Consider the following 26,677-nt stretch of genomic DNA (forward strand, 5'->3'; position numbering starts at 1 on the left):
GATCGTTGCGAGTGAACGGACCACCCGGGAGGTCAGATGTCCTACGAAAGCAGCGCTGAGCCGATCAAGGTCGGCTATTTGATGGACTTCAGGCTGCCGCCGGGGTTTCCCGAGGATCTGTTCGCCTCTTTCACCCAGACCTTCGACCTCATTTTCGAAGAGGCAGTAGCGCAGGGCCTGATGGACCGTCCCGTCCAGATGATCTACCGCGAAGTGGAGGGTCTGCCCAAGGGCTCGGTCAAAGCGGTGATCGACGCATATGGAGAACTGGTCGACGAGGGTTGTCTGGTGGTCTTCGGTCCGAACATCACCGACAACTGCGTCCCGGTGCGTGAAGCGATCGAGGAACGATTCAAGGTGCCCGCCATCAGCGTGACCGGCACCGACGACTGGCTCGGCGAGTGGACGTTCGCCTTCCCGCAAGGCTCCATGACGGATGAGCCGATCTTCCTGGCCGACCTCATCGCCAAACGAGGACTCGCCGAGATCGGTGTCCTCGTCGAGCAGAGCCTCATCGGCGAAAGTTATCTGAAGAACCTGCGAAGTGCGTGCCGCCGCAAAGGCATTCGGATCGTCGCGGAAGTCGAGATCGCGCAGACGGCGCAGGACATCAACGCGGCAGTGCAAACGCTCCACGAGGCAAAGGCCGAAGCGATCGTGCACCTGGGATTCGGGTTCGGGATCGTCTTCATCAACCCGGCGCTCGAGAGCCTCGGCTGGGACCCACCGCGGTTTACCACTACCGCCTTCCAGAATGCGTGGGTCAACCCGATCATGTGGAACGCGTTCATGGGCTGGGTCGGGGTCGATCAGTACGACGAGGGCAACCCGATCGGACAGAGCTTCCTGGACCAGTACGCCGCGAAGTACAACGGCAGTCGTCCTGAGTTCTGCGTGACGGTGGTGAACCGTGACGTCGCCGCCACCCTGGTCCGCGCGTTCACCGACGCGCATCCGCTCAGCCCGCGCGGGGTGAAAGAGGCATTGGAACGCGTCAAGATGGTGCCCGCCGCCTCGGGTGCCCCCGGAACCCGTGTCTCCCTGGGCAAGTGGACGCGGCGCGCATGGATGGGATCCGGCTATCTAGTGGCCCGAAAGCTTGACGCCGACGGCGTCAACTCGCATCTCGTCGATCGCTTCGGAGAGGAAGGCTGACGCATGTCCACCGAACAAGCAACACCACTGCCGGCAAACGAAAAACGCTCCGGGGTAGGCGAAAAGCGCGGCTGGGGCGGCTGGATCGCCGGCGCTGCCCTGGCGGCGTTCGCGCTCTTCTTCATCGTCAACTGCCGCACCGCTCTCGACCCGCGCGTCGCCAACCCGAACGTGCAGGGCCGGCCGCGGCCGGTCAGGTTCACCTTCGGGTTGGACTACATCACCTTCTTGGATGTTGCCACCGCCGTCACGCTGGTTGTGCTGCTGACGGTGTTCGTCAGGGGCTGGCGGCGCAATCCGGGCAGTCCGGTGATGCTGATGTTCTTGTGCACCACGCTGATCGTGTGGCAAGACCCGATCATGAATTGGGCGCCGTTCGCGGTCTACAACCCCGACCTCACCCACTGGCCGGAGTCGTGGCCACTGGTGTCGTTGTCACCGACCGTCGAACCATTCGTGGTGTTCGGTTACGTGATGTTCTATTTCGGCCCCTACTTCCCCGCGGTCTGGATCCTGCGCAAACTGCAGGCGCGGAAAGGGCCGGAGGCATTCGTATCACGGCACCCGTTGATCTGCCTGGGCCTGGTGACTTGCGCGATCGGCTTCGTCATGGACGCGTTTCTGGAAAACACGTTGATCCACTGGGGCATGTACATCTACGCGCAGGTGATTCCCTGGGGCTCCATATTCACCGGCACCACATTTCAATTCCCGCTGATCTGGGAATCGTTCTCGGTGACCTTCGTGATGGTGCCCGCGGCGATACTCTGCTATCGCGACGACACCGGCAAATCGGTGGCCGAGAAGCTTGCCGCGAAAGCCAAGATCGTCCCCAGCCGGCCGGTGCTGGGCACGTTCCTGGTGATGTTCGCCATCATCAACGTGTCCTACTTCGCCTACGGCGCGTGGTTCTGGGCCATCAAGGTCAGCCATGCGGCTACCTCCGTGGCCTGCCCGTGGCCGTATCCCGAAGCCAAAGTCTATGACCCACAAGGATTTTACGAGAAAGCGGGCGCCCAGGGCCCGTACTCCGTCGGCATCTGGTCGACCTGGGCGAGCGGCGAGCCCAACGGGCGACCCCACGTCGACCCGCCGCCGCCGGGTCAGGGCGCCTGTGCGAGCAAGAATGGCTGAACCGCGCAGCGTCGTCATCACCGGCGCTTCCCGCGGTCTGGGCTTCGCGTCGGCGGTTCGCCTCTACCGCGACGGTTGGCGGGTGGTTGCCGCGATGCGTAACCCCGACCGGGGGCTGCCGGTGCTGCGCGAGGCAACCGGAGCCGGCGAGGGCGACGATCGGTTGATCGGCGTTCACCTCGACCTGATGGACTCCGGATCAATCGCCGCGGCCGCCAAGACAATTGAAGACGCCGTCGGCGCACCCTATGCCTTGGTGCACAATGCCGGTATCTCGGCCGCCGGAACGGTGGAGGAGGCCGATATAGGGTTGTGGCAGAACATGTTCGCCACCAGCGTCCTTGGCCCGGTCGAACTGACCAAGGCACTGTTGCCGTCGATGCGCGCGGCGGGCGAGGGGCGCATCGTGCTGATATCCAGCGCGGCCGGGGTACGAGGTCAACCGGCCACCGCGCCGTACTCGGCGGCCAAGGGGGCGATGGAGCGCTGGGGTGAGTCAATGGCCTGCGAGATCGCGCCGTTCGGTCTCGGTGTCACCGTTTTGGTCGCCGGCATGTACGACACCGAGATGATCACCGATGCGGGCACCACTGACAATCGCGATTTCGCGGGACCGTATGCCCGGCTGCACAACACCATGAACAGCCGTGGCCGGTTTGCGATGAGGATGGCCCGTCCACCCGAACGGTTCACCGACGGATTGGTCAAGGCGCTAAACGACACTGGGTCATTCCGTCGCCGGGGTGTGGGATCGGACGCGTCGATGTTGTTGGTGTCCAACCGAATTCTTCCGGCGATAGGAATGCATCACATGTCTCGAACCGCGCTGGGCATACCCAAGCAGGGTTCGATGCGCGGTGGCGCATGGCCGTTGACGGTTGGCCAAAGGTCGATGGTGCTGGTCGCGCACATTCTTCCGCAGCCGGTATTGCAACGCTTAGCGTCCCTGGCGGCGCGGCGAAGCAAAGGGACACAAGGGGATTGAAGGGGAGTAAGGGGTAGATATGGAACAGCTTTTCGACGACCTGGAGGACTTCGGTTCCTTCGACGACGCGATTTCCGGTGACGTGCGAGACCCGTACACCGAACTGGCGCGGCTGCGCCGCGAGGAGCCGGTGCAGCGACTAGAGACGTCGGGGGCGCTTCCGCATGAGGAATCGCTGCCGATGTTCATCGTGTATCGCCACGAGGATATCCAGCAGATGCTGCGCGACAACGAGACGTTTTCGTCGGCGGCCGTGATCGCCGCGTTCGGCCCGGTGCTGGGTGAAGGCGTGATGCTCGGCATGGACGAGCCCGTCCACGGCCGGCTGCGGTCATTGGTATCGAAGGCCTTCACGCAGAAGTCATTGGCGCGCTGGCAGGACGAGTTGGTCGGCCGGGTGGCAAATAGCCTGATCGACAAGTTTGCGCCCAATGGCAAGGCAGACCTGGTGAAGGAGTTCACCTTCGACTATCCGAGCCAGATCATCGCGGGCCTGCTGGGGTTGCCGGAAAAGGATTACCCACAGTTCCAGCGGTGGTCGATTTCGCTGCTGAGTTGGCTGATGAACCCCGAACGCGGACTCGCGGCGTCAGCGGCGCTGTGCGAATACTTCGCCCCGATACTCGAAGCCCGCCGCGCCGAGCCGAAGGAAGATTTGATCAGCGCGCTCGGTGCGGCCGAGATCGACGGCGAGAAGCTCGCGGACGAAGAGATCTTCTCGTTCCTTCGGCTGCTGCTGCCCGCCGGGGTGGAGACCACCTACCGGTCGCTGGGCAGCCTGCTGTTGGCGCTGTTGTCGGATCCGGCGCAACTGGACGCGATCCGCGCTGACCGGTCGCTGCTCCCGGCGGCGATCGAAGAGGGCGTGCGGTGGGAATCGCCGTTGCTGACCATCACGAGGGTGGCCACCCGCAACACCGAACTCGGCGGCGTGTCCATCCCGGCGGGGGCGACGGTGATGCCGATGCTGGGCTCGGCGAACCGGCAAGACGATCGCTACCCCGATCCGAACACGTTCAACATTCACCGTCAGCCCAAGGCAAATCTGGGCTGGGGCCACGGCGTGCACGTCTGCCTCGGCATGCACTTGGCGCGCCTCGAAATGCGCACCGCGATCAACCTGTTGCTGGACCGGCTGCCGAATCTTCGGCTGGATCCCGACGGCAACGACCCGCACATCCGCGGGCAGGTTTTCCGGTCGCCGACGTCGGTTCCGGTGCTGTTCGATGCCCAGTAGCAGGGCGCCTGCAGGTGTGGGTTGCCAATCGGCTAGTTTCCAGTAAGGCTCACTATAGAGTGACCCGCCCGGCAGTGGCATTTTTACGTCCCGGCGCTCTAACCTGCGCCTCGTCGAAAGAGAGCTGAACAGATATGGCTGACACTGTAAAGGTTCGGTTCGAGCCGAAGATGATGATCGACGGCAAGCTCGTCGACGGCCAGGCCGGGTCCTTCACCAACATCAACCCGGCCACCGAGGAATCCCTCGGCGAAGTGTCCGATGCGTCGAAAGAGGACATGCTCCGGGCCATCGACGCCGCCCGCCGCGCCTTCGACGAGACCGACTGGTCGACCAACAAGGAGCTGCGCAAGCGCTGTCTGCTGCAGCTGCACGAGGCGATCGAGTCCGAGATCGACGAGCTGCGCGAGGAGCTCATCCTCGAGGTCGGCTCCCCGCGGGCCATCACGTTCGGACCCCAGCTGGATGCGCCGCTGGAGGACGGACTGAAATACCCCGCCCGACTGATCGACGAGTACGCCTGGGAGACCGACCTGGGCGACAAGGTGATCAGCCTGACCGGCACGCTGACCACCCGCAAGGTGTGGCGTGAGCCGGTCGGTGTGGTCGGCGCGATCGTGCCGTGGAACTTCCCGTTCGAGGTCACCCTCAACAAGCTCGGCCAGGCGTTGGGCACCGGCAACACTGTCGTGCTCAAGCCGGCGCCCAACACCCCGTTCAACGCGAACCGGCTGGGCCGGCTGATCGCCGAAAAGACCGACATCCCGGCCGGTGTCGTCAACGTGGTCACCGCATCCGATCACTTCGTGGGCGAGGAACTGACACTGTCGCCCAAGGTCGACCTGATCTCGTTCACCGGCTCGACGGTGGTCGGCAAGCGGATCATGGAAAAGGGCGCGGCCACGATGAAGCGGCTGTTCCTGGAGCTCGGCGGCAAGTCGGCCACCATCGTGCTGGAGGACGCCGACTTCGGCACGGCCTGCATGGTCGGCATCGCGCCGTGCATGCACGCCGGTCAGGGTTGCGCCAACCCGACCCGGCTGCTGTTGCCGCGATCCCGCTACGACGAGGGCGTCGAAATCCTCAAGAACATCTACGAGAACGTCACGTGCGGCGACCCGCAGGACCCCGGGACGCTGTGCGGCCCGGTGATCTCGGAGCGCCAGTTCGAGCGGGTGAACGGCTACATCCAGAGGGGCGTGGACGAGGGCGCCACGGCGCTGGTCGGCGGCCCCGGTGCGGCCACCGGTTTCGACAAGGGATATTTCGTTCGGCCAACGCTTTTCATCAATGTCGACAACAAGATGACCATTGCTCAGGAGGAGATCTTCGGGCCGGTGCTCTCGGTCATTCCGTTCGACGACGAGGAGGACGCGATCCGGATCGCCAACGACAGCGTGTACGGGTTGGCCGGCAACGTCTTTTCCGGTTCCCTCGAGCGTGCGCTGTCGGTGACCCGCCGGATCAAGGCCGGGTTCATGGGTGTCAACGGCGGTGCCCCATACGGTGCTGACACACCGTTCGGTGGATACAAGGAGAGCGGCGTGGGACGCCAGAACGGCATCGCCGGATTCGACCAGTACACCGAGATCAAGTCTGTGGCGTATCCCGCCGTCTAGATAACTAATCCCGCGCCGGCGTCGGCCGTTCGGCTTCGTTCCTGTCGGCGACTGCGCGGGATTAGCTTGTGCGCTAACGATATCGAAGTCGCGGATTGCTTGGTGGTATCCCGTTCGGCACCGATGTGGTCAGGGTGGCTGCCGGTTCGCGCCTTTTCGCCGACACCCCGTCCCAGAGCCACCCCGCCACCCGGTCGCCCAATCCCTTGGTCGACAATCGAGGCAAGACCGGAGTCAAAGGAGACATAACCATGCCTGAAGCTGTCATCGTCGAGGCCGTGCGCTCACCCGTCGGCAAGCGCAATGGAGGACTTTCCGGGGTGCACCCGGCGGAGCTGTCCGCGCAGGTACTCAACGGACTGGCCACCAGGGCCGGCATCGACCCCGGAATCGTTGACGACGTTATCTGGGGCTGCGTAATGCAGGCCGGCGAACAGGCCCTCGACATCGGCCGCACGGCATTGTTGACCGCGGGCTGGCCGGAGACCGTCCCTGGCGTGACCGTCGACCGCCAGTGCGGATCGAGCCAGCAGTCCATCCACTTCGCCGCGGCCGGTGTGGTGGCCGGACACTATGACGTCGTCGTAGCCGGCGGGGTCGAGTCCATGTCGCGGACCCCGATGGGGGCATCGCTGGCCAATGGCGGGCGGCCGTACCCGGAGAACTTCATCTCGCGCTACGACGGCAGGATCCCCAATCAGGGCCTGGGCGCCGAGATGATCGCCGAGCAGTGGGGGCTCGACCGCATCGCGCTCGATGAGTTCTCTCTCGGATCTCACGAAAAGGCAGCTGCTGCACAGGATTCCGGTGCGTTCGACGACCAGATCGTCGGCATCAAAGACCAGGATGGCAACGTCGTCCTCAAGGACGAAGGCATCCGCCGCGGCACGCCGATGGAAAAGATGGCCTCGCTGAAGCCGGCGTTCAAGGAGGACGGCGTGATCCACGCCGGCAACTCCTCGCAGATCTCCGACGGCGCGGCCGCTTTACTGTTCATGTCCGCGGAAAAGGCCAAGGAACTAGGGCTCACGCCAATTGCCAAGGTGCACACCGCCACCCTGGCCGGAGCCGACCCGGTCATCATGCTGACCGCACCGATCCCGGCAACCCAGAAGGTGCTGAAGCGCTCCGGGCTGAGCATCGGCGACATCGGGGCATACGAAGTCAACGAGGCGTTCGCGCCGGTTCCGCTCGCGTGGCTGAAGGACATCGGCGCCGACGAGAAGAAGCTCAACCCCAACGGCGGCGCGATCGCGCTCGGCCACCCGCTCGGTGGCTCCGGAGCGCGGATCATGACGACACTGCTGTACCACATGCGGGACAAGGGAATTCGCTATGGCCTGCAGACCATGTGTGAGGGTGGTGGCCAGGCCAACGCCACCATTGTGGAGCTGCTATGACCGACGCTGACGGCGCTCAACCGGCAGTGCTGGTTGAGCACCGCGGCAATGTGTTGGTCATTACGATCAACCGGCCCGAGGCGCGGAACGCGATCAACGCCGCGGTCAGCATCGGCGTTGGGGATGCGCTGGAAGAAGCGCAGCAAGATCCCGACGTGCGCGCCGTGGTGATCACCGGTGCCGGCGACAAATCATTTTGTGCCGGAGCCGATCTCAAGGCGATCGCGCGCCGCGAGAACCTGTATCACCCGGACCACGCCGAATGGGGCTTCGCCGGTTACGTGCACCACTTCATCGACAAGCCCACCATCGCCGCGGTCAACGGCACCGCGCTGGGCGGCGGTACCGAGCTGGCGCTGGCCAGCGACCTGGTCGTCGCCCATCAGCTCGCCCAGTTCGGCCTGCCCGAGGTCAAACGCGGACTGATCGCCGCGGCCGGCGGTGTCTTCCGCATCGTCGACCAGCTGCCCCGGAAAGTCGCGATGGAACTGCTGTTGACGGGTGAGCCGATGACGGCTTCCGACGCCTGGGAATGGGGCCTGGTCAACCAGGTCGTCAAGGAAGGCTCGGTGCTCGACGCGGCGCTGGCGATGGCGGCGCGGGTCACCGTGAACGCACCGCTGTCCGTACAGGCCAGCAAGCGCATCGCCTACGGGGTCGACGACGGCGTCATCACCGACGACGAAGTTGGCTGGGAGCGCACCGTGTCCGAGATGCGCACCCTGATCAGATCCGAGGACGCCACCGAAGGGCCGTTGGCGTTCGCCGAGAAGCGGGAGCCGGTCTGGAAGGCGCGCTAGGGGCGATCGCGAGCGCGGCGTAGCCGGGCGAATGGGGGCACCTCCCGCTTGCGGGGGAGGGTCGCCACCATCCAACTAGCGCGCCAGGATGTTGACCCCGAAGCGAAACACGCCGGGCAGCCCCTCACACGCGGGCACGATGGCGCGCCGCGTCACTCGTGGCGTGCTGGCCAACACCAGCGCCCGGGTGAGTAGCCGGTAGTTGCGGGTAACCCGGTGCCACGAAGCCTCATAGGCCGCCGGTGTCTCGTTGACGATGGCGTCGACCACCGCCCCGGCTTGCTTGACGGCCAGGCTGACGCCCTCGCCGGTCAGCGCGTCCTCGTAGCCCGCCGCGTCGCCCACCAACAGCACCCGTCCCGCGACGCGGCGAGAGACAACCTGCCGCAACGGGCCGCAGCCGCGCGGGTGCCCGCGGCCGGCGCCCTCGAGATGCCGGGCCAGCTGCGGGAACCAGCCCAGGTCGGGCTGCCCCCGAGACAGGATCGCCACCCCGACCAGATCGGGTTCCACCGGCGTCACGTACGCCTCACCTCGCCGGGACCAATACACTTCGACGAACTCCGACCATGCCGGCACCGTGAAATGCCAACGCACGCCGTAGCGTCGCGGGTTTCCCGCCGTGACTTTGATGCCGACGGAGCGCCGGACCGCCGAGTGCAGTCCGTCGGCTCCCACCAACCACTTCGCACGGACACCGGCGGCGGTCACGCCATGCGCGTCCTGCTGGACGCTTGTCACCTTCGTCCGGATCCATTCGGTGTCTTGCTCTTTGGCCCTGGCCTCCAGCGCGGCGTGCAGGGTGGTGCGCCGCACCCCGCGGCCAGGCCCGTTGCGAAACAGGGCTTCGGCGCGGCGTTGCTCGCTGACATAGGCGATCCCGCGAAACGGCATGCCGGCCGGGTCGACGCCGAGCGACATCAGTTCGGCAAGGCCGCCGGGCATCAGCCCCTCTCCGCATGCCTTGTCGATGGGATCCTCGCGCGGCTCGGCCACGATGACCGAAAGCCCGTGCCGACGTGCCTGCAGCGCCGTGGCGAGGCCGCCTGGGCCGCCGCCGACGATCAGCAGGTCGGTGTCATAGGTGCTCATCGGTAGCCCAATGCGGAGTTCTCCACCCGGATACGCACACTGAGCAGAATCGCGTTGGCGACCGTGAATGTCGCCGCAGTCAGCCACGCCGTGTGTACCAGCGGTAATGCGAACCCTTCGGCCACCACTGCAACATAGTTCGGGTGGTGTAGCCACCGGTAGGGCCCCCGCTGCACCAGGGGCGCCTCCGGTAACACGATCACCCTGGTGTTCCACCGCCGGCCCAGCGTGGCGATGCACCACCAGCGCAGCACCTGACTGGCCGCCGCGATGGCCAGCATCGGCCAGCCCAACCATGGGATGAAGGGCCGGTGCAGCACCCACGGTTCGACGACGCAGCCGACCAGCAGGGCGGTGTGAATCACCACCATCACGACGTAGTGCGGCCGGCCAAACTCCTTGGCGCCCTGGGTCAAAGACCATTGCGCATTTCGCTTGGACAGCACCAGCTCCACGACGCGTTCGAACCCGACCGCGAGGATCAGCAGGTAATACATGTCACCACTATCCCGTAGCCGCCGCTACCAGGCCAGCAGAACGAGCTCGGAGCAGAAAGCCGGACCCATCGCGATCATGAGCCCCATCGAACCCGCTGGTGGCGGATCCGCCAAGTTGGACCGAAGCACATCCAGCACCGAGACCGAAGACAAATTTCCGTTGTCACGCAACGAGTTTCGGGTGCGATCGAGAGCGTCTCCGGGCAGTTCAAGCACTTCCTCAACCCCCTCGATCACTGCCGGACCGCCGGGGTGGCAGACCCATCGCGATATGTCCTGCGGTGTTAGACCGTGGTCCGCGAGGAACTGACGAACATCTTCAGCGAGGTATTTCTGGACGACGTTGACCACATCCGCCGACAAGACGATCTGGAAGCCCTCGCTGCCAATTTTCCAGCCCATGACTTCTTCGGTGTCCGGGTAGAGGCGGCTTCGGGTGGCCAACACCCGGGGGCCCTGACTTTCGTCACCGGCGCGGGCGGCGCCCTTGGCGATGACAGCGCCGGCACCATCGCCAAACAGGCTGGTGGCCACCAGATTGGCCACCGAACTGTCGTTGCGCTGAATCGTCAGCGTGCACAGTTCCACCGCCAGCAACGCTGCCACCTGGTCGGGAAACGCGCGCAAGTAATCATGCATGCGGGCCACCCCGGCGGCGCCCGCCACGCAACCCAAGCCGAACAATGGGACGCGCTTGACATCCTCGCGCAGCCCGACCCGGTTCGCCAGCCGCGCCTCGATTGACGGCACGGCCAGCCCGGTAACCGTCGTCGAGAAAATGATGTCGACCTCCGACGGCTTGACCTTGGCTTCGTCAAGCGCCGCGAGCAGCGCCCGCTCAGCTAGATCGAGTGCTACTTCGAGATAAACCTCGTTTGCCTCGGTGAAACCGCTCAGCTGCTCCATGCGATCCATCGACACCGCGAGGTGGCGGTGCTCGACGCCGCTCGAGAGAGCAAAGCGCTTGAAGTGCGGGCCGAGGACACTACTCAGCCTGTCGATGAGCGCTTCTTGCGGATGATAATGAGGCGGGAACTGCATTGATACTGCTGAGACGGTTGGATCTGCGTTGGTGATCGGCGTTTTCAGTCCGGCGATTCCGGAACTGCCCCCCGTGATGTTGTTCATGCATGAGGTTACGGTGCCGTAGGTCACTCGGTTCAGCTTTCATAGTTGTGAGGATGACCACTGGTCACTCCTCGCTGCGCGGCAGGGTGGTTCCCCGACCACGGCGTGCGCGCCATCCGGGATAGGGTCGGGAGTATGCGGATTCTGGTCACCGGTGCGACGGGTTACGTGGGATCTCGGCTGGTCACGGAGCTGCTCGCGAGCCAACACCAGGTGGTTGCCGCTACTCGAAACCCCAAGCGTCTTAGGCGGTTCGGCTGGTACGGCGATGTCGCGCCGGTCCGGCTGGATGCGTCGGATCCCGCGTCGGCGCAGGCGGCGATGGACGCGGCGGGCCCGGTCGACGTGGTCTATTACCTCGTGCACGCGATCGGTCAGCCCGACTTCCGCGAAGCCGACCAGGTCGCGGCCGCCAACGTCGCCGCCGCCGCCAGGGACGCCGGGGTGCGCCGCATCGTCTACCTGGGTGGGTTTGTGCCCGCGGGCGGGGCACTGTCCGACCATCTGGCCAGCCGGGCCGAGGTGGCCGAGGCCCTGACGGTCCCCGACGGTCCGGAACTGGTGTGGCTGGGCGCGGCCATCATCATCGGCGCCGGGTCGACGTCGTTCGAGATGATGCGCTACGTCGGAGACCGGTTTCCGTTCGTTCCGATCCCGGAGTGGCTGGAGAACCCGATCGATCCGATCTCCATCCGGGATGTGTTGCACTACCTCGTCGCCGCGGCCGATCCCGACCGGGTCCCGGCCGGCGCCTACGACATCCACGGTCCCGACACGACGTCGTATCGGGACCTGCTCAAGACGTATGCGCGTATCGCCGGCAGGTGGCATGCGTCGGTGTGGGTGCCGTGGGTCAACCCGGCGCTGGCCTCGTTGATCACCGGCTTCGCCCTGCCGGTGCCGCAAGGATTGGCCTCCGACCTGGTCGAGTCGCTGGATCATCCGATGGTGGCCTCCGCCAGCGACCTGCGCAGTCGGGTACCCGACCCGCCCGGCGGACTACTGGGTGTCGAGGATGCCATCGAGCTGGCCTTGCGGGGCCTGGCCAGGCGTGCGCCGCGGCCCGTCAACGCCCTGGCCGATCCCCACGACCTCGCCGACACCGATCCGGCGTGGGCCGGCGGGGATGCGCTGCGAATCCGGCGGGTCGCCCGGGCGGTGACCCTGCCCATCGCGCGGCCCACCCTGAGACTGGTGAATTTGGTGCCTGGACCGCTCGCGGGAGCAGTGCGAACCGGGCTCGACCTCTTGATCGCGTTGACCCCGAAGGTACGTCCGGCATGACCCAGTCCACCAGCCCGTACCACACCAGCGTGTTCTCCGAGCTGCGTCGCGCCATCACCAATGTCGCTGTGCCGCACCATGAATCGCCGTCAGTGGTGCGGCGACGTAGGGTTGTCGTCGCGATCACGTTAGTGATCGGCGCTGCGGTACTGGGCTTTTCGCTGCGGCGTGCGCCGGGGGAGTCGAGTTTCTACTGGCTGACCCTGGTGTTGGCGGCTGTGTGGATCGTGGGTGCGTTCCTCTCCGGCCCGCTGCACCTGGGCGGTATCAACTGGCGCGGCCGCAACCAGCGCCCGGTCATCAGCGGCACAATCATCGGCCTGCTCCTGGGCGGCGTCTTCGTACTCGGCGGACTGGTCGCCCGCGAGATTCCGGCCGTTGCGTCGCTGATCGCCCGAGTCCTGCAATTTGCCCACCATGGATCGTTTTGGCTGGTCGTTGTGATCACCCTGATCAACGGCGTCGCCGAGGAGATGTTCTTCCGTGGTGCGTTGTACACGGCGCTGGGCCGCCTTGCGCCAGTGGCGATTTCGACTCTCTTGTACCTCTGTGTGACCTTGGCGAGTGGGAACCCGATGCTCGGCTTTGCCGCGATCATCCTCGGCACCGTGTGCGCCTTGGAACGCCGGGCCAGCGGCGGGATTCTGGCGCCGATGCTGACCCACTTTTTCTGGGGTCTGATCATGGTGCTCGTTTTGCCGCCGATGTTCGGCGTCTAGGCGCCGGCTACTCGGCAGCGCCAATGATGTTGCGCGCCAGGGCAGCCAGCGCAACGGTATGCAGGGGCCGCGCAAGAAACCAGTACAAACGCCCCTGGACGCCGGTCGGCACAAAGGTCGCCCGCTGGGAGTACCTGCTGCCGCCGCCGTCTTGCGGCGTGACCGTCATTTCCAGCCACGCCGTTCCCCTGGCGCGCATCGGGGAGCGCAGCCGCAGCGTGGTTCCGGGTTCGCGCTCCGCCACGGTCCACCGGGCGTGGTCAGTGGCGGCCTTTTCCGCTGCCGTCCAGACTTCTTCGGGCCCTGCGGTTGTCGATGCCGTCCGCACGTCGGTGTAGACGATTTCACCCGCCCAGTCCGGGTCGCTGGGCAGCGGCCCGGCCGGCTCGGGGCGTGACGAGGCCCAGGCGGCCCCGGGCTGGCCCTGCGCCGTCCGGTTGAGCGCCAACTCGACGGCGTAGCGGTAGGGGGTAAGGCCGCCCGGCGGCGGCTCGATGATGGTGTCGATATCGGAATTACGCATCACCGCATCGCATTCCAGCGATTCGATCAGCGGGCGTGCCAAACCGGACGGAATCGGGGTTACTGTCCCAACCCATAGGCTGGCGATCGACGGCGTCAAAAACGGCAGCACGAACAGGTAGCGCCGGTGCAGGCCCGCGACTTCGGCATAGACGCGCATCATGTCGCCGTACTCCAAAACGTCGGGCCCACCGACATCCCAGGTCCGCGCCCGCTCTGCGCTAGGCACCGGGGCAGTTGCCGCGGCGACCAGGTAGTGGAGCACGTCACGCACCGCGATGGGCTGGATTCTGTTGCGCACCCACTTCGGCGTGGTCATCACCGGCAACCGATCGGTGAGGTGCCGGATCATCTCGAACGACGCCGACCCCGACCCGATGACGACGCCGGCCTGCAGCACCACCGCCTCGATCCCCGAGTCGATCAGCGCTTCGCCCACGGCCTTACGCGATTCGAGGTGTGGCGAGAGCCCGCTGCCGTCCGGATGCAGCCCGCTCAGATACACGACTCGCCGTACTCCGCAGCGCTGCGCCGCCGTCACGACGTTGCGGACCGAGCGGCCCTCCTCGGCAGCGAAATTCTTCGATGTCCCCATCGAATGGACCAGGTAGTAGACGACGTCCATCCCGTCGAACGCGTCGATCAACGACTCGACGTCGGCGAGGTCGCCGCGCGCCACCTCGACCTGCTCGCGCCACGGCACGTCCGCCAACTTGTCCGGGTTTCGGGCCAGCGCACGCACGCGGTGGCCTTCGTCGAGCAAGCGAGGCACCAATCGAGCGCCGATGTAGCCGGTTGCCCCGGTCACCAGACAGCGCAGCTGTCCCGCCATTGTTTACCTCCCTGCACGTCAGTTATTCGGAGCTGACGCACGGAAGGATGGCCGGCTGACCCGACCGCTAAGGCTGCTAGCGGTCGGTGAAGTTCGGACTGCGGCGCTGTTGGAATGCGGTTGCGCCCTCGACGAAGTCGTGGGACCGCAGCAGAGTGGACTGGCCGCGGAGTTCGCGCTCGAGGGCCGCGTCCAACTCGGTCAGCGTGGCCGCGTTGATCGAGTCCTTGGTCTTGGCGTAGGCCAGGGCGGGGCCCGCCGCCAGTTTCGCGATCACCTTGTCGACCTCGGCGTCGAAGTCCTCGGCCGGATAGACCGCGGTGGCCAGCCCGGCCGCCAACGCCTCGGCGGCCGGCAACCGCTCGGCCAGTAGAGCCATTCGCATCGCACCGATCCGGCCGATCGCCGCGGCGACCAATGCCGAGGCACCGCCGTCGGGCATCAACCCGATCTTCGTGAAGGCAAGCATGAAAAATGCTTTCTCAGAAGCCAATACGAGGTCACAGGCCAGGGCCAGGGAAACACCTATGCCTGCCGCAGGCCCCTGAATTACCGCGACGACCGGCCGCGGCAGCGCGACGATGGCGCGTATGGCGCGGTTGGCCTCGGCGATGATCTCGGTGCCCGGGCCGCCGCTGGCCAGGTCGTCGGCGCTGATGCCCGCTCCGGAGCAGAAGCCCCGACCCGCGCCGCCGAAGCGCACCACCTGCACGCGCGGATCGGTGGCCGCGCCTTCCATCGCGTCGGCGATCCCGGCCAGCACCGGCGCGTTCACCGAGTTGAGGCTGTCCGGCCGATCGATCGTCACCGACAGCACGCCGTCGGACAGGGTGACGGCAAGACCTGCGGTGGACGTCTGGGTGTCGAGCACGGATTCGGGCATGGGCTCACGATAACGACCGGGTAGGCGACCGGGCTGCGCGGCCGTCGAGCGCGACTGGGAAGATGCCAACGACCGGGTTGACACGCGTCAGAGCAGACGAAAGGTCGGTGGATCATGGCGGGACCGCTCAATGGACTACGGGTTGTGGAGCTGGCCGGCATCGGGCCGGGCCCGCATGCCGCGATGATACTGGGAGATCTGGGTGCCGACGTGGTGCGCATCGATCGGCCCGGGGGCACCGGCGGCGCCGTTAAGGACGCCATGAGCCGCAACCGCCGCATCGTGGCCGCCGACCTCAAGTCCGGCGAAGGACGCGAACTCGTCCTCAAACTGATCGCCAAGGCCGACGTGCTGATCGAGGGTTACCGCCCCGGCGTCACCGAGCGGCTCGGTCTGGGCCCGGAGGACTGCGCCGAGGTCAACGACCGTCTGGTCTACGCCCGGATGACCGGCTGGGGCCAAACGGGCCCACGCAGCCAGCAGGCGGGCCACGACATCAACTACATCTCGCTGAACGGCATCCTGCACTCGATCGGCCGGGCGAACGAACGGCCGGTCCCCCCGCTGAACCTCGTCGGTGACTTCGGCGGCGGTTCGATGTTCCTGCTGCTCGGCATTCTGTCCGCACTGTGGGAGAGGCAGAGTTCCGGCAAGGGTCAGGTCGTTGACGCCGCGATGGTGGACGGGTCCAGCGTGCTGATCCAGATGATGTGGCAGATGCGCGCCTCGGGGATGTGGACCGACGCGCGCGGGACCAACATGCTCGACGGCGGCGCGCCCTACTACGACACCTATGAGTGCGCCGACGGCCGCTACGTTGCGGTCGGGGCCATCGAGCCGCAGTTCTACGCCGCCATGCTGACCGGGCTGGGCCTGGACACCGCCGACCTGCCGCCGCAGAACGACGTCAGCCGCTGGCCCGAACTGCGGGCAGCGCTGACCGACACGTTCGCCAGTCGCGACCGCGACCACTGGGCCAAGGTGTTCGCGGACTCCGACGCGTGCGTGACGCCCGTGCTGGCATTCGGCGAGGTGCAGACCGAGCCGCACATCACCGAGCGGAACACGTTCTACGAAGTCAACGGCGGTCTACAGCCGCTGCCGGCGCCGCGGTTCTCCCGCACCGCGCCGGAGACGCCGCGCCCCGCGGCGCCCGCGACCGACGTCGAGGCGATACTCGACGACTGGGTATAGTCCCCAACCAACAAGTTGGTCGGCAGATCGCAGCACGAAAGGACTTGCATGGAGATCAAAGACGCCGTTGCCGTCGTCACCGGGGGCGCCTCAGGTCTGGGCCTGGCCACCACCAAACGGCTGCTGGACGCGGGCGCACACGTGGTCGTGCTGGACCTGCGGGGCGAAGACGCCGTTCGCGAGCTGGGGGATCGCGCCCGCTTCGTCGAGGCCGATGTCACCGATGAGGCCGCCGTCGGCAGCGCGCTCGATACCGCCGAGTCGCTGGGCCCGCTGCGTATCAACGTCAACTGTGCGGGCATCGGCAACGCCATCAAGACGCTGTCCAAGGACGGGCCGTTCCCGCTGGACGCGTTCAAGAAGGTGGTCGGGATCAACCTGATCGGCACGTTCAACGTGCTGCGGCTGGCCGCCGAGCGCATCGCCAACACTGAGCCAATCGGCTCAAACGGAGGAGAGCGTGGCGTCATCATCAACACCGCCTCGGTCGCCGCGTTCGAGGGCCAGATCGGCCAGGCTGCCTACTCGGCGTCGAAGGGCGGTGTGGTCGGCATGACGCTGCCGATCGCGCGCGACCTATCGCGTGAGCTCATCCGCGTGGTGACCATCGCGCCGGGGTTGTTCAAGACCCCGCTGTTGGGTTCGCTGCCCGAGGAGGCGCAGCAGTCGCTGGGCAAGCAGGTGCCGCACCCGGCCCGGCTGGGTGATCCCGACGAGTACGGGGCGCTGGCGGTGCACATCGTGGAGAACCCAATGCTCAACGGCGAGGTCATCCGCCTCGATGGCGCCATCCGCATGGCGCCGCGCTGAGGCCGGTTTGGGCCCGGACATACAAAAACCCCCGCCGTGGCGGGGGTTTTTGTTGGCAACAAAGATCAATGAGATCGACGGAACCAACGCGAGACCGAGGGTTCGGCCATAAGTAGCCGCGCGAGCAAGCTCATGATGGTCAGCTCGCGTTCGGTAGTGGGTGCCATTCGTCCAGCTGCTCGGAGGTTTCACCTTCCACCAGGACGTCGCCGTGGTAGAGGGCCTCGAAGTCAACCTTGATGACGTCTGCGCTCAAGTCGTCGATCCACATGAGACTGAGCCTAAGAGCAACCATTAAGGAATCGGTGAGTCACGATTCGGAAAATTCTGGCAATTTACTCGCCAGTAGGTTCGCCGGTGGTCTAGCGCCGGGTTTGTGCCCGTGAGCGGCTTAGTTGGCGCCCATTTTTCTTGCCAGACTCTCAATGTTCGTGGGTTTGAAACCACATCGAACCATTCGGGCTCTTATCCCGTGACTCGGGAAGGACTTGTTTGACACCTGTCACTTACCGCGGTTAGGTTACCGCGCATATGGTGCGCGCCCCCGCGGGACCGCCACCTGGGAGGAAGCACCGATGCTGCCTAGGATCGCTCGGTTGGCCATCGCCGCGCCGCGCCGCATCACCGCGGTCGGGATCCTGGTGTTCATCGCCGCGGCGATCTTCGGCATCCCGGTCGCCAAGAGCTTGTCCCCCGGCGGTTTCCAGGACCCGAACTCGGAGTCCGCGCGCGCCATCGCGGTGCTGGCCGACAAGTTCGGGCAGAGCGGTCAGCAGATGCTGATTCTGGTCACCGCCCCCGCGGGCGCCAACAGCGAACCGGCCCGCAAGGTGGGCACCGATCTCGTCGACGAGTTGCAGCGTTCGCCGTTGGTCTACAACGTGTCCTCGCCCTGGACGGCGCCGCCGCAGGCCGCGGCCGATCTGCTGAGCAAGGACAGCAAGTCCGGGTTGATCGTGGTCAACCTCAAGGGCGGGGAAAACGACGCACAGAAAAACGCCAAAACCCTGTCCGATCAATTCGTGCACGACCGTGACGGTGTCACCGTCCGCGCCGGCGGCTCGGCGATGGAGTACGCACAGATCAACACGCAGAACCAAGAAGACCTCTTATTGATGGAGATCATCGCGATCCCGCTGAGCTTCCTGGTGCTGGTCTGGGTGTTCGGTGGGCTGCTCGCGGCGGCGTTGCCGATGGCGCTGGGCGCACTGGCGGTGGTCGGCTCCATGACGGTGCTGCGGCTCGTCACGTTTACCACCGAGGTGTCGATCTTCGCGCTCAACCTGAGCACCGCGCTGGGCCTGGCGTTGGCCATCGACTACACGCTGTTGATCGTCAGCCGCTATCGCGACGAGTTGGCCGAGGGCGCCGATCGTGAAGAGGCACTGATCCGGACCATGGCCACGTCCGGGCGCACGGTGCTGTTCTCCGCGGTCACTGTGGCGTTGTCGATGTCGGCGACAGCGCTGTTCCCGATGTACTTCCTGGAGTCATTCGCCTACGCGGGTGTGGCCACGGTGGCATTCGTCGCGACCGCGTCCATTGTGCTGACCCCGGCCGCGATTGTGCTGCTGGGTCCCCGGCTGGATGCTTTGGACGTGCGCCGGTTGGTGCGTCGAGTGCTGCACCGCGCCGAGCCGGTACACAAGCCGGTCGAGCAGCTGTTCTGGTATCGGTCGAGTAAATTCGTCATGCGCCGTTGGCTGCCGGTCGGGCTGGCCGTCACCGCCGTTCTGCTGCTGCTCGGGCTTCCGTTCCTCTCGGTGAAATGGGGTTTCCCCGACGACCGGGTGCTGCCGCCTTCGTCGTCGTCGCATCAGGTCGGTGACCGGCTGCGCACCGGTTTCGAGCACGATTCCGCGACGGCGGTGCCCATCGTCGTCTCCGATGCCCGTGGTCTGGCCCCGGCGGATCTTGATAAATATGCCGCCGACTTGTCGCGGGTTCCCGAGGTGTCGGCGGTAACCGACCCGACTGGGACGTTCGTGGGCGGCGACCGGGTGGGACCACCGGCCGCGGCAACCGGGCTTGTCGACGGCAGCGCTTTCCTGACCGTGAGCAGCACGGCGCCGCTGTTCTCCCAAGCGAACGACACCCAGCTCACCCGGTTGCACCAGGTGCCCGGGCCCGCCGGTCGCGCCGTTGAGATGGCCGGCGGCGCGCAGATCAACCGCGACAGTGTCGATGCGGTGACGGATCGCCTTCCGCTGGTGTTGGGGGTGATGGCCGCGATCACCTTCGTGCTGCTGTTCCTGCTCACCGGCAGCGTGGTGCTGCCGGTCAAGGCGCTGATATGCAACGTGCTCTCGTTGACCGCCGCGTTCGGTGCGCTGGTGTGGATCTTCCAGGACGGCCATCTCGGCGCCCTGGGAACAACCCCGAGCGGGACGCTCGTGGCGAATATGCCGGTGTTGTTGTTCTGCATCGCATTTGGCTTGTCCATGGACTATGAGGTGTTCTTGATCTCCCGGATCCGGGAGTACTGGCTGGTCTCCGGAGCTGCTCGACCGGCAAAGCTGAGCGCCAAACAGGCGCACGCCGCCAACGACGAAGCGGTGGCGCACGGCGTCGCGCGCACCGGCCGGGTGATCACCGCGGCCGCATTGGTGATGTCGATGTCGTTCGCCGCGTTGATCGCCGCGCACGTGTCGTTCATGCGGATGTTCGGCCTCGGTCTGACCCTCGCCGTACTGGTGGACGCCACCCTGGTGCGGATGGTTCTGGTTCCGGCCTTCATGCATGTGATGGGCCGGTGGAACTGGTGGGCGCCCAGGCCGCTGGTCTGGTTGCACGAGCGGTTCGGCATCAGCGAGGGACCGACCGAACCGGCCGCGCCCGTCGAGCCGATCGCGATCTCGGTGGAGCACAACGGGCACCAGCTCAGCGAGTCGGTGACGAAAATCGGTTGAGGGTGCCGCATGCCGTGGGGAGTGTTGATCGCAACCTCGCGGATCCGCAGTCGCGGGCCTCGGAGGGCCTCTATGCTGAGGGAATCGGAGGGTGGGGGATGACTTCAGCAACGGCAACAACGTTGGATAACCGGTTTTTTGCGCGGGTGTGGCCGGTGGCTGCCGCTCATGAGGCGGAGGCGGTGCGGGCGCTGCGCCGGGAGAACCTGGCCGGCTTGTCGGGCCGGGTGCTCGAAGTCGGGGCGGGTATCGGAACGAACTTCCCGAACTACCCCGCATCGGTAGAACAGGTGGTTGCGATGGAGCCCGAGCCACGACTGGCGGCCCGGGCGCGGGCGGCGGCCGCGGCGGCACCGGTTGCGGTTGTCCTGACCAACGAGACCGTGGAGGAGTTCAGCGGCGGGGAGCTCTTCGACGCGGTGGTGTGCTCGCTGGTGTTGTGCTCGGTGCGCGACCCAGAGATGGTGCTGCGGCGCCTGTATTCATTACTGCGGCCCGGCGGGGAGTTGCGCTACCTCGAGCACATCGCCAGCACCGGTATGCGGGGCCGGCTGCAGCGGTTCGCCGACGCGACGGTGTGGCCCCGGTTCCTGGGGAACTGCCACACCCATCGCGATACCGAACGCGCGATCGTCGAGGCCGGATTCGAGGTGGACACCTCCCGGCGGGAGTGGACACTGCCCGCCTGGTCACCGATGCCGGTGTCGGAGCTGTTGGTGGGACGGGCGCGCAGGCCGTAGCGCTTACTTCAGTAGGGCGGGCAGCCGCTGCAGCAGCCCCGGCAATGCCCGACTCGCCGACTCGCGAATGCTGATCGTGGCGTTGCCGGACAGTGGTGTGGGCTCGGGATTGACCTCGATCACGACCGTGCCGCGCGACAGCGCAAGATCGGCGAGGCCGGCGGCCGGATAGACGATCGCCGAGGTCCCCACCACCACCATCACGTCGGCGGCTTGGGTCGCCTCGACCGCCTGCTGCCACGGCTCTTCGGGTAGCTGCTCACCGAACCACACGATGTCGGGCCGAATCATCCCGCCGCAGCGCGGGCACAGCGGCGGCTGTACCTCCAGTGCCGGTTCGGGCATCTCGGGTAGTGCGTCGCTGTAGGACATATCGCAACTCGCGCAACGGAATTCGAAAAGGCTGCCGTGTAGGTGGTGCACCGGCGCGCTGCCTGCACGCTCGTGCAGGTCGTCGACGTTCTGGGTGACGACAGTGACCTCGGCGTAGTCCTGCCACGCGGCGATGGCGCGGTGCCCGTCATTGGGCTCGACGGTGGCCACCAGGTAATGCCGCCACAAATACCACCCCCACACCCGCTCGGGGTTGTCGAGCCAGCCTTGGGTGCTGGAGAGCTCGTAGGGGTCGAAACGGGCCCACAATCCGTTCTTGTCGTCGCGAAATGTCGGCACTCCGCTTTCTGCGGAGATCCCTGCGCCGCTCAGCACCGTCACTCGCATGCCACCAAGATAGCGGTGCTTGGGTGATACTGGACACGTGGAGCTGGGCGAATGGCTACGGGTCGACCTGAAGGCCGGTCGGCCGCTGTTCGACCAACTGAGGACGCAGGTCATCGATGGTGTCCGGGACGGCGCGTTGCCGCCCGGCAGCCGGTTGCCGACGGTGCGCGAGCTGGCCGGACAACTGGGCGTGGCCGTCAACACGGTGGCGCGCGCATACCGTGAGCTGGAAACGGCGGCCATCGTCGAAACCCGGGGCCGCTTCGGCACTTTCATCGCCCGCTATGACCCGACCGACGCCGCGATGGCGGCGGCGGCCCGCGAGTACGTCCACGTTGCCCACGGCCTCGGGCTGAAGAAGGCCGACGCGCTGCGCTACGTCGAGGCGGTACCCGACGAGGACTCGCGCTAGCCGAATTCCAGCAGCGTCAGGCACGGCCGCAGCGCGTCGAAAAGGCGTACGCGGTACAGCATCGATACCGCGGCGTTGAACGCCCGGCCGCGTCCCGGTGGCAGCCGCAGCTGGTGTACGGCGCGCACACCGGGGACGGTGCTCACCAGGTCGGCCGCCTCGGCAACCGACAGGCTGAACGGCAACGGCGGCCCCTTGTAACGTCGCGAGGTACGCATGCCGCGCTGGCTCACCTTGGCGAACCAGGGCGGCGGCAGGTCGAAGATCATCGAACCGCCGGGAAACCTGTTGGCGCACTGGGCAATCAGCCCCAGCGCCTGCTCGGGCTGTAGATACATCAGCAGCCCCTCGGCGGTGATGAACACGCCGCCGGACGGGTCTACCGAATCCATCCAGCTGTAGTCCAGGGCCGACTGGGCGCAGACCGACATCCGCGGTGAGGCCGGCAACAGGCGCGTCCGAACATCGATGACTTCGGGTAAATCGACTGTCAGCCAACGGAATTGGGCGTCCGAATGGCTTGCGTCCAAGCGCCAGAAGCTGGTTTGCAGGCCCTCGGCCAGCGCCACGACGGTCGCTGCCGGGTGCTGGGCCAGGTAGGACCCGGCTTGGGTGTCGAAGAGCCGTGCGCGCAGCGCGATGTCCTGGCGGGGCCGGCCGAACTTCGTGAAGTCGTAGTCGATCGAGTCGACCAGCGCGATCGCCATCGGATCGTCGATGGCGCGATCGGGAAGGCGTGCCTCCTGTGCCCGCGCATTCAGCGTCAGCAGGGCGGTCTCGGAAACGCCTCCGAGGGAGACTCGCTCTTTATCAGGCTCTTGGGCAGAGGTCATCGAGGCAAACCTTACCCAGCTTTTGCCTGAGCATCACCGCAACAGTTTGGCCAGGGTGCGCAGGTTGCGCGTCGTGGTCGATGACTTGTACCGCGGCTTGCCCATCGTCTTGCCGATCGTGCTGTCCAGCGTGCTGCCCTTGGGTACCTGCCAATAGACGACGCCGTCCCCGCGGCTGATCTTCTCGTCGGCGCCGGCCTGATCGGCCAGCGCTGCGAGCTCATCGAGGACTGCGGTGTCGGCGACGAACGTGACGTAGGACTGATATCCCTCGACCTCGGGCTCGAACGGGTACGCGTCGACGATGGTGCGGACCGCATCGAGGTCGTAGGCCAGTACCCACGCGTCATAACCGAAGCTTTTGCGCAGGGTGGCTTCGGTTTTCTTGCGCACCGCGGCCGCCTTGGCGGATGACTCCAACAGCACGTTGCCGCTGGCCAGGATGGTGCGCACGGCCGAGAATCCGGCGTCGGTCAGGGCCGTCGCCACCTCGGCCATCTTGAGATTGACGCCGCCGACGTTGACGCCGCGCAGGAACACCGCGTATGTGGTCATCATCCGATTGCACCAGACCGACGTAGTCTCTTGACATGGGACGCCAAGTCTTCGACGACAAGCTGCTGGCACTGATCAAGGGGAACTCCCTCGGGGTGCTGGCCACGATCAAACGTGACGGGCGGCCGCAACTGTCGAACGTGAGTTACCACTTCGATCCGCGCGAGTTGTTGATTCGAGTATCGATCACCGAGCCGCGGGCCAAGACCCGCAATTTGCGCCGCGATCCGCGGGCTTCGATCCTGGTCGACTCCGACGACGGCTGGTCGTATGCCGTCGCCGAGGGCACGGCGGAACTGACGCCCCCGGCGGCCGCGCCCGGCGACGACACCGTCGAAGCGTTGATTGCGTTGTATCGCAACATCGCCGGTGAGCATTCGGATTGGGATGAGTACCGGCAGGCGATGGTCACCGATCGGCGGGTGGTGCTGACGCTGCCGATCTCCCACCTGTACGGCATGCCTCCGGGCAAGCGGTAGCCAGGCTAGGCTGCCGGTATGGCTGAATCGAAGTCCGAGCAGGACGCTTCGGGGGCAGAGGACGAGAACAAGCGCAAGTTCCGCGAGGCCCTGGAGCGCAAGACGGCCAAGTCGTCGGGTGCATCCGATCCCAAAAGCGGTCGCGGCGGCAAGCAGTCGCGGGCGCACGGTGCGGAGGGCAACCGGCGGGAATTCCGGCGCAAGAGCGGCTAATAATCGTTGTCCGACAAGGCGTTTCACCCTTGAGGTGGGGGAAATAGGCTGATCGACGGGTCTGTTTGGCCCGGTTTACCGCGCAGGCTTCCCCGGGTGCTGGGATGTCCGAAGTCCACCTGGGACGGGTCGTTTTGGTAGGCCCAATCCGCCACGATGGTGCGCTGAAGGAATTTCCAGTGGCCGTCGTTCTTGATGTAGGTGTCCAGGTACCGGCCGCCGATGATGACGTCGATGTCGTGGTCGGGACCGGCGAAGGTGTGAAACACCAGGCAGTAGATCTCGCCGCGAGCTCCGTCACCCTCCACCACGAAGTTCGTGGTGGTGATGTTGTGTTGGGAGACACGCACATACGGTTCCGCCGCCTGTAGTTGTGCGATGAACTGTTCGACGCCGCCCTTCGAGAACGAGCCGTGCGAGTCGGTTGCCTCCGGGTGGTACAGGCCGCGCAGCGTTTCATAATCCGCGCGGTCGACGGCCCGGCAATAGGCAGTGACGAGCTGATGCAGTTCGTCACGGGCCAGCATCAGTGCAAACTTCGCCTCATCCACCACCACGCCACGATAACCCGGCGGTTAGTCTCTGAAATGATGCGTCATCGGTCTTAGGGTGTTCAGCGAAAGGTTGGTCGTTGACTGTGAAACTTTGCCTCGCTCAAGATCCTGAGGCCGACAAGCTGCTGGCCGACGATCCGCTGGCCCTGCTCATCGGGATGGTTCTGGACCAGCAGGTCACATTTGAGACCGCATTCGCTGGGCCGAAGAAGATCGCGGACCGGATGGGCAGCTTCCCGACCCTTTCAGCCGCCGAAATCGCCGACTACGACCCGGACAAGTTCGCCGCATTGTGCTCGGAAAGGCCTGCGATACACCGGTTTCCGGGGTCGATGGCCAAGCGCATCCAAACGCTGGCGCAGATCGTCGTGGACCGCTATGACGGTGACGCGGCCGGCTTGTGGACCGCCGGTGACCCCGATGGAAACGAGCTGCTGCGGCGGATCAAGGGATTACCCGGCTTCGGCGACGTGAAGGCGCAGATCTTTTTGGCCCTGCTTGGCAAGCAGTACGGCGTGACGCCGAAGGGTTGGCGCGCGGCCGCTGGCGACTTCGGTGCGGCCGGTTCGCACATCTCCGTTGCCGATATCGTCGACGACCAATCGATGGGGAAAGTGCGAGCGTATAAAAAACAGATGAAAGCAGCAGCCAAGGCGGCGAAGTAGAACGTCATCAGAAGGGAAGGCGCCATCGTGAAGACACACATCACGTGTCCGTGCGGAGAAGCCATCGTCGGCAAGGATGAGGATGAGCTGGTCGATTTGACCCAGGCTCACCTGGCCAGCGTTCATCCGGGCCTGGAGTACGACCGCGACTCGATCTTGTTCATGGCGTACTAGCACCCCCCCAGACATGGCGAACGCGCGTGTCGTGCGGTGACACGCGCGCTCGCACTAGGGGAGGGTGTTGGTTGGCTTTTTTAAGGCACCACGGTTGAGCCGATGGTGGGCAGGAACTGGCACTGCTTTTCTTTGGTCGTGACCTGACCAAAGATCGTCGACATGATGCTGCCCGAACCGGTGTCGGCAATCCCGGTCAATGTCGTGGGCCCGTCGGGGTTGATGTCGGTGCGCGGCTTGAGCGTTACGGTGCCCGACTTGCCCGTGGTCAGGTTCACCCAGGTGACATTCAGCGGCAGCTTCTGCACTTCGGCTGGCCCGGGCGTGCCGACCGCGGTGAAGACGTAGGCAGTCTGGCCGGCTTGGGGGCCGGGCAGCGGGATCGTGGCGGGCCCTGCCACCGACAGCGCGGCCGCTATTGCGCTACTGCCGTCCGCAAGGCAATTGCTGCCGATCGACGGATACATGAAGTCCTGCGTGATCGGGGCGTTAGGGCCGTAACCCGGGGCCGCCGCGGCCGGCGCGGCGCCCGGAGCGGGGCTGGGTGCCGGCGCGAGTGCAGCTGCCGGAGCGGGTGCTGGGCCTGGCCCGGGTGCGGCTGCTGGGGCGGGTGCCCCGGGGGCCGGTGCGGACGCCGGCGGTGTGGCGGCCGGAAGAGCGGCAACCGGGGCCGGACCCGCGGCGTGGGCCGGGTCGATGCCCGTCGGTAGGTGTGCCTGGGTGCCCGGCACGACGCCGACCCCGGGTACATGTTCGGACGGCGCGGCCTCAGGCGCCGGAGCCGGCGCACCGGGAATCGGAGCACCCGGCTCCTGCACGAACTGGTTCACCGACTCGGCCACGTTCTTCGATTCGGTGGGCGCTGACGCGTTGTGCGTGAATGCTTGCGCGGCGGCCATCAGCAGCTGTGTCGCTTGGCTGGGATCGCCGGCCGCCTGCTGGATTATCGGACTCAGCTGCGATAACGCCGGCAGGCCGGGCAGTTGCTGGGTCGCGCCTGGTTGCGGTATCGGCTGCGGTGCCGCCGGGTCGGCCGCCGCGCTCGGGCAGAACCCGAACGCGGCAGCCGATGCCGTGACGACAGCGGCCAAACCTTTGGACAGATTCCAAGTGCTTGCCACGATGTCCTCCA

General features: G+C 65.9%; 29 protein-coding genes. 18 read left to right on the forward strand and 11 right to left on the reverse strand.

Going from position 1 to position 26,677, the window contains the following annotated elements:
* Positions 1–36: 36 nt before the first annotated feature.
* The 7 genes from ACTXG5_RS12420 (at position 37) to ACTXG5_RS12450 (ending at position 8,330) form a co-directional block, all read left to right on the forward strand.
* Entirely contained in the window at positions 37–1,155 is a 1,119-nt protein-coding gene (locus ACTXG5_RS12420) for an ABC transporter substrate-binding protein (RefSeq protein ID WP_445163928.1), read from the forward strand.
* Between the two features lie 3 nt (positions 1,156–1,158).
* On the forward strand, positions 1,159–2,289 hold the full coding sequence (locus ACTXG5_RS12425; RefSeq protein WP_445163929.1) for a spirocyclase AveC family protein: 1,131 nt from the start codon (positions 1,159–1,161) through the stop codon (positions 2,287–2,289).
* Positions 2,282–3,274 carry an SDR family oxidoreductase gene (locus ACTXG5_RS12430; protein WP_445163930.1) on the forward strand — a complete coding sequence of 331 codons (993 nt, stop codon included), beginning with the start codon at positions 2,282–2,284 and terminating at the stop codon, positions 3,272–3,274. The genes ACTXG5_RS12425 and ACTXG5_RS12430 overlap by 8 nt, the downstream gene beginning before the upstream one ends.
* Before the next feature lie 19 nt (positions 3,275–3,293).
* Positions 3,294–4,511 carry a cytochrome P450 gene (locus tag ACTXG5_RS12435; RefSeq protein WP_445163931.1) on the forward strand — a complete coding sequence of 406 codons (1,218 nt, stop codon included), beginning with the start codon at positions 3,294–3,296 and terminating at the stop codon, positions 4,509–4,511.
* A gap of 134 nt (positions 4,512–4,645) precedes the next feature.
* A complete protein-coding gene (locus ACTXG5_RS12440; protein ID WP_445163932.1) occupies positions 4,646–6,130 on the forward strand; it encodes an aldehyde dehydrogenase family protein in 1,485 nt (494 codons plus the stop codon).
* Positions 6,131–6,381: 251 nt separating this feature from the next.
* Positions 6,382–7,530, forward strand: coding sequence for a thiolase family protein (locus tag ACTXG5_RS12445; protein ID WP_445163933.1), 1,149 nt, complete (start codon positions 6,382–6,384; stop codon positions 7,528–7,530).
* Positions 7,527–8,330, forward strand: coding sequence for a crotonase/enoyl-CoA hydratase family protein (locus ACTXG5_RS12450; protein ID WP_445163934.1), 804 nt, complete (start codon positions 7,527–7,529; stop codon positions 8,328–8,330). The genes ACTXG5_RS12445 and ACTXG5_RS12450 overlap by 4 nt, the downstream gene beginning before the upstream one ends.
* Positions 8,331–8,405: 75 nt before the next feature.
* Here ACTXG5_RS12450 and ACTXG5_RS12455 read toward each other — a convergent pair whose 3' ends face one another.
* Genes ACTXG5_RS12455 through ACTXG5_RS12465 form a run of 3 tightly spaced genes read right to left on the reverse strand, consistent with a single transcriptional unit; the run spans position 8,406 to position 10,960 of the window.
* A complete protein-coding gene (locus ACTXG5_RS12455) occupies positions 8,406–9,422 on the reverse strand; it encodes an NAD(P)/FAD-dependent oxidoreductase (RefSeq protein ID WP_445163935.1) in 1,017 nt (338 codons plus the stop codon).
* On the reverse strand, positions 9,419–9,919 hold the full coding sequence (locus ACTXG5_RS12460) for an isoprenylcysteine carboxyl methyltransferase family protein (RefSeq protein ID WP_445163936.1): 501 nt from the start codon (positions 9,917–9,919) through the stop codon (positions 9,419–9,421). Before ACTXG5_RS12460 ends, ACTXG5_RS12455 begins: the two co-directional genes overlap by 4 nt.
* A gap of 24 nt (positions 9,920–9,943) precedes the next feature.
* Positions 9,944–10,960: a type III polyketide synthase gene (locus ACTXG5_RS12465; RefSeq protein WP_445164388.1), complete on the reverse strand. Its 1,017-nt coding sequence runs from the start codon at positions 10,958–10,960 to the stop codon at positions 9,944–9,946.
* A gap of 222 nt (positions 10,961–11,182) precedes the next feature.
* Between ACTXG5_RS12465 and ACTXG5_RS12470 the strand changes: the two genes are divergently transcribed.
* Together ACTXG5_RS12470 and ACTXG5_RS12475 are read left to right on the forward strand one after the other, a co-directional pair.
* Positions 11,183–12,331, forward strand: coding sequence for an NAD(P)H-binding protein (locus tag ACTXG5_RS12470; protein WP_445163937.1), 1,149 nt, complete (start codon positions 11,183–11,185; stop codon positions 12,329–12,331).
* Positions 12,328–13,050, forward strand: a complete 723-nt coding sequence (locus ACTXG5_RS12475; RefSeq protein WP_445163938.1) for a lysostaphin resistance A-like protein — start codon at positions 12,328–12,330, stop codon at positions 13,048–13,050. Before ACTXG5_RS12470 ends, ACTXG5_RS12475 begins: the two co-directional genes overlap by 4 nt.
* Before the next feature lie 7 nt (positions 13,051–13,057).
* On the opposite strand, the gene ACTXG5_RS12480 is transcribed toward ACTXG5_RS12475, so the two are convergent.
* Both ACTXG5_RS12480 and ACTXG5_RS12485 read right to left on the reverse strand, forming a co-directional pair.
* The gene (locus ACTXG5_RS12480) at positions 13,058–14,404 is read right to left on the reverse strand and encodes a DUF2867 domain-containing protein (RefSeq protein ID WP_445163939.1); all 1,347 of its coding nucleotides are present in this window, start codon (positions 14,402–14,404) and stop codon (positions 13,058–13,060) included.
* Between the two features lie 76 nt (positions 14,405–14,480).
* A complete protein-coding gene (locus ACTXG5_RS12485) occupies positions 14,481–15,287 on the reverse strand; it encodes an enoyl-CoA hydratase (protein WP_445163940.1) in 807 nt (268 codons plus the stop codon).
* A 114-nt stretch (positions 15,288–15,401) separates the two neighbouring features.
* Here ACTXG5_RS12485 and ACTXG5_RS12490 point away from each other — a divergent pair, with 114 nt between their 5' ends.
* Entirely contained in the window at positions 15,402–16,481 is a 1,080-nt protein-coding gene (locus ACTXG5_RS12490; protein WP_445163941.1) for a CaiB/BaiF CoA transferase family protein, read from the forward strand.
* Between the two features lie 48 nt (positions 16,482–16,529).
* Complete coding sequence (locus ACTXG5_RS12495) at positions 16,530–17,291, forward strand: 3-hydroxyacyl-CoA dehydrogenase (protein WP_445163942.1); 762 nt, start codon at positions 16,530–16,532, stop codon at positions 17,289–17,291.
* Between the two features lie 139 nt (positions 17,292–17,430).
* Here ACTXG5_RS12495 and ACTXG5_RS12500 read toward each other — a convergent pair whose 3' ends face one another.
* Entirely contained in the window at positions 17,431–17,562 is a 132-nt protein-coding gene (locus ACTXG5_RS12500; protein ID WP_313860576.1) for a hypothetical protein, read from the reverse strand.
* 304 nt (positions 17,563–17,866) lie between these two features.
* Between ACTXG5_RS12500 and ACTXG5_RS12505 the strand changes: the two genes are divergently transcribed.
* Together ACTXG5_RS12505 and ACTXG5_RS12510 are read left to right on the forward strand one after the other, a co-directional pair.
* Positions 17,867–20,200 carry an MMPL family transporter gene (locus ACTXG5_RS12505; RefSeq protein WP_445163943.1) on the forward strand — a complete coding sequence of 778 codons (2,334 nt, stop codon included), beginning with the start codon at positions 17,867–17,869 and terminating at the stop codon, positions 20,198–20,200.
* Positions 20,201–20,298: 98 nt separating this feature from the next.
* On the forward strand, positions 20,299–20,940 hold the full coding sequence (locus tag ACTXG5_RS12510; RefSeq protein ID WP_445163944.1) for a class I SAM-dependent methyltransferase: 642 nt from the start codon (positions 20,299–20,301) through the stop codon (positions 20,938–20,940).
* Positions 20,941–20,943: 3 nt separating this feature from the next.
* On the opposite strand, the gene ACTXG5_RS12515 is transcribed toward ACTXG5_RS12510, so the two are convergent.
* Positions 20,944–21,660, reverse strand: a complete 717-nt coding sequence (locus ACTXG5_RS12515) for an NAD-dependent deacylase (protein ID WP_445163945.1) — start codon at positions 21,658–21,660, stop codon at positions 20,944–20,946.
* 37 nt (positions 21,661–21,697) lie between these two features.
* Between ACTXG5_RS12515 and ACTXG5_RS12520 the strand changes: the two genes are divergently transcribed.
* On the forward strand, positions 21,698–22,072 hold the full coding sequence (locus tag ACTXG5_RS12520) for a GntR family transcriptional regulator (protein WP_445163946.1): 375 nt from the start codon (positions 21,698–21,700) through the stop codon (positions 22,070–22,072).
* Here ACTXG5_RS12520 and ACTXG5_RS12525 read toward each other — a convergent pair.
* Together ACTXG5_RS12525 and ACTXG5_RS12530 are read right to left on the reverse strand one after the other, a co-directional pair.
* Positions 22,069–22,905 (reverse strand): class I SAM-dependent methyltransferase, encoded by an 837-nt coding sequence (locus ACTXG5_RS12525; RefSeq protein WP_445163947.1) that lies wholly within the window; start codon positions 22,903–22,905, stop codon positions 22,069–22,071. The two genes, ACTXG5_RS12520 and ACTXG5_RS12525, sit on opposite strands and share 4 nt — an antisense overlap.
* Before the next feature lie 33 nt (positions 22,906–22,938).
* Complete coding sequence (locus ACTXG5_RS12530; RefSeq protein WP_445163948.1) at positions 22,939–23,460, reverse strand: DUF1697 domain-containing protein; 522 nt, start codon at positions 23,458–23,460, stop codon at positions 22,939–22,941.
* A 35-nt stretch (positions 23,461–23,495) separates the two neighbouring features.
* Between ACTXG5_RS12530 and ACTXG5_RS12535 the strand changes: the two genes are divergently transcribed.
* Together ACTXG5_RS12535 and ACTXG5_RS12540 are read left to right on the forward strand one after the other, a co-directional pair.
* A complete protein-coding gene (locus ACTXG5_RS12535; RefSeq protein WP_445163949.1) occupies positions 23,496–23,939 on the forward strand; it encodes a PPOX class F420-dependent oxidoreductase in 444 nt (147 codons plus the stop codon).
* An 18-nt stretch (positions 23,940–23,957) separates the two neighbouring features.
* Positions 23,958–24,152, forward strand: coding sequence for a DUF5302 domain-containing protein (locus tag ACTXG5_RS12540; protein ID WP_445163950.1), 195 nt, complete (start codon positions 23,958–23,960; stop codon positions 24,150–24,152).
* A 23-nt stretch (positions 24,153–24,175) separates the two neighbouring features.
* Here the strand turns inward: ACTXG5_RS12540 and ACTXG5_RS12545 are convergent, their stop codons facing one another.
* Positions 24,176–24,709, reverse strand: coding sequence for a nuclear transport factor 2 family protein (locus ACTXG5_RS12545; protein WP_445163951.1), 534 nt, complete (start codon positions 24,707–24,709; stop codon positions 24,176–24,178).
* Positions 24,710–24,789: 80 nt separating this feature from the next.
* Here ACTXG5_RS12545 and ACTXG5_RS12550 point away from each other — a divergent pair, with 80 nt between their 5' ends.
* Entirely contained in the window at positions 24,790–25,371 is a 582-nt protein-coding gene (locus ACTXG5_RS12550) for an HhH-GPD-type base excision DNA repair protein (RefSeq protein ID WP_445164389.1), read from the forward strand.
* A gap of 27 nt (positions 25,372–25,398) precedes the next feature.
* Positions 25,399–25,545 (forward strand): DUF1059 domain-containing protein, encoded by a 147-nt coding sequence (locus ACTXG5_RS12555; protein ID WP_313860742.1) that lies wholly within the window; start codon positions 25,399–25,401, stop codon positions 25,543–25,545.
* 80 nt (positions 25,546–25,625) lie between these two features.
* On the opposite strand, the gene ACTXG5_RS12560 is transcribed toward ACTXG5_RS12555, so the two are convergent.
* The gene (locus ACTXG5_RS12560; protein WP_445163952.1) at positions 25,626–26,666 is read right to left on the reverse strand and encodes an Rv1157c family protein; all 1,041 of its coding nucleotides are present in this window, start codon (positions 26,664–26,666) and stop codon (positions 25,626–25,628) included.
* Positions 26,667–26,677: the final 11 nt, after the last annotated feature.

The organism is Mycobacterium sp. Dal123C01 (assembly GCF_052566995.1).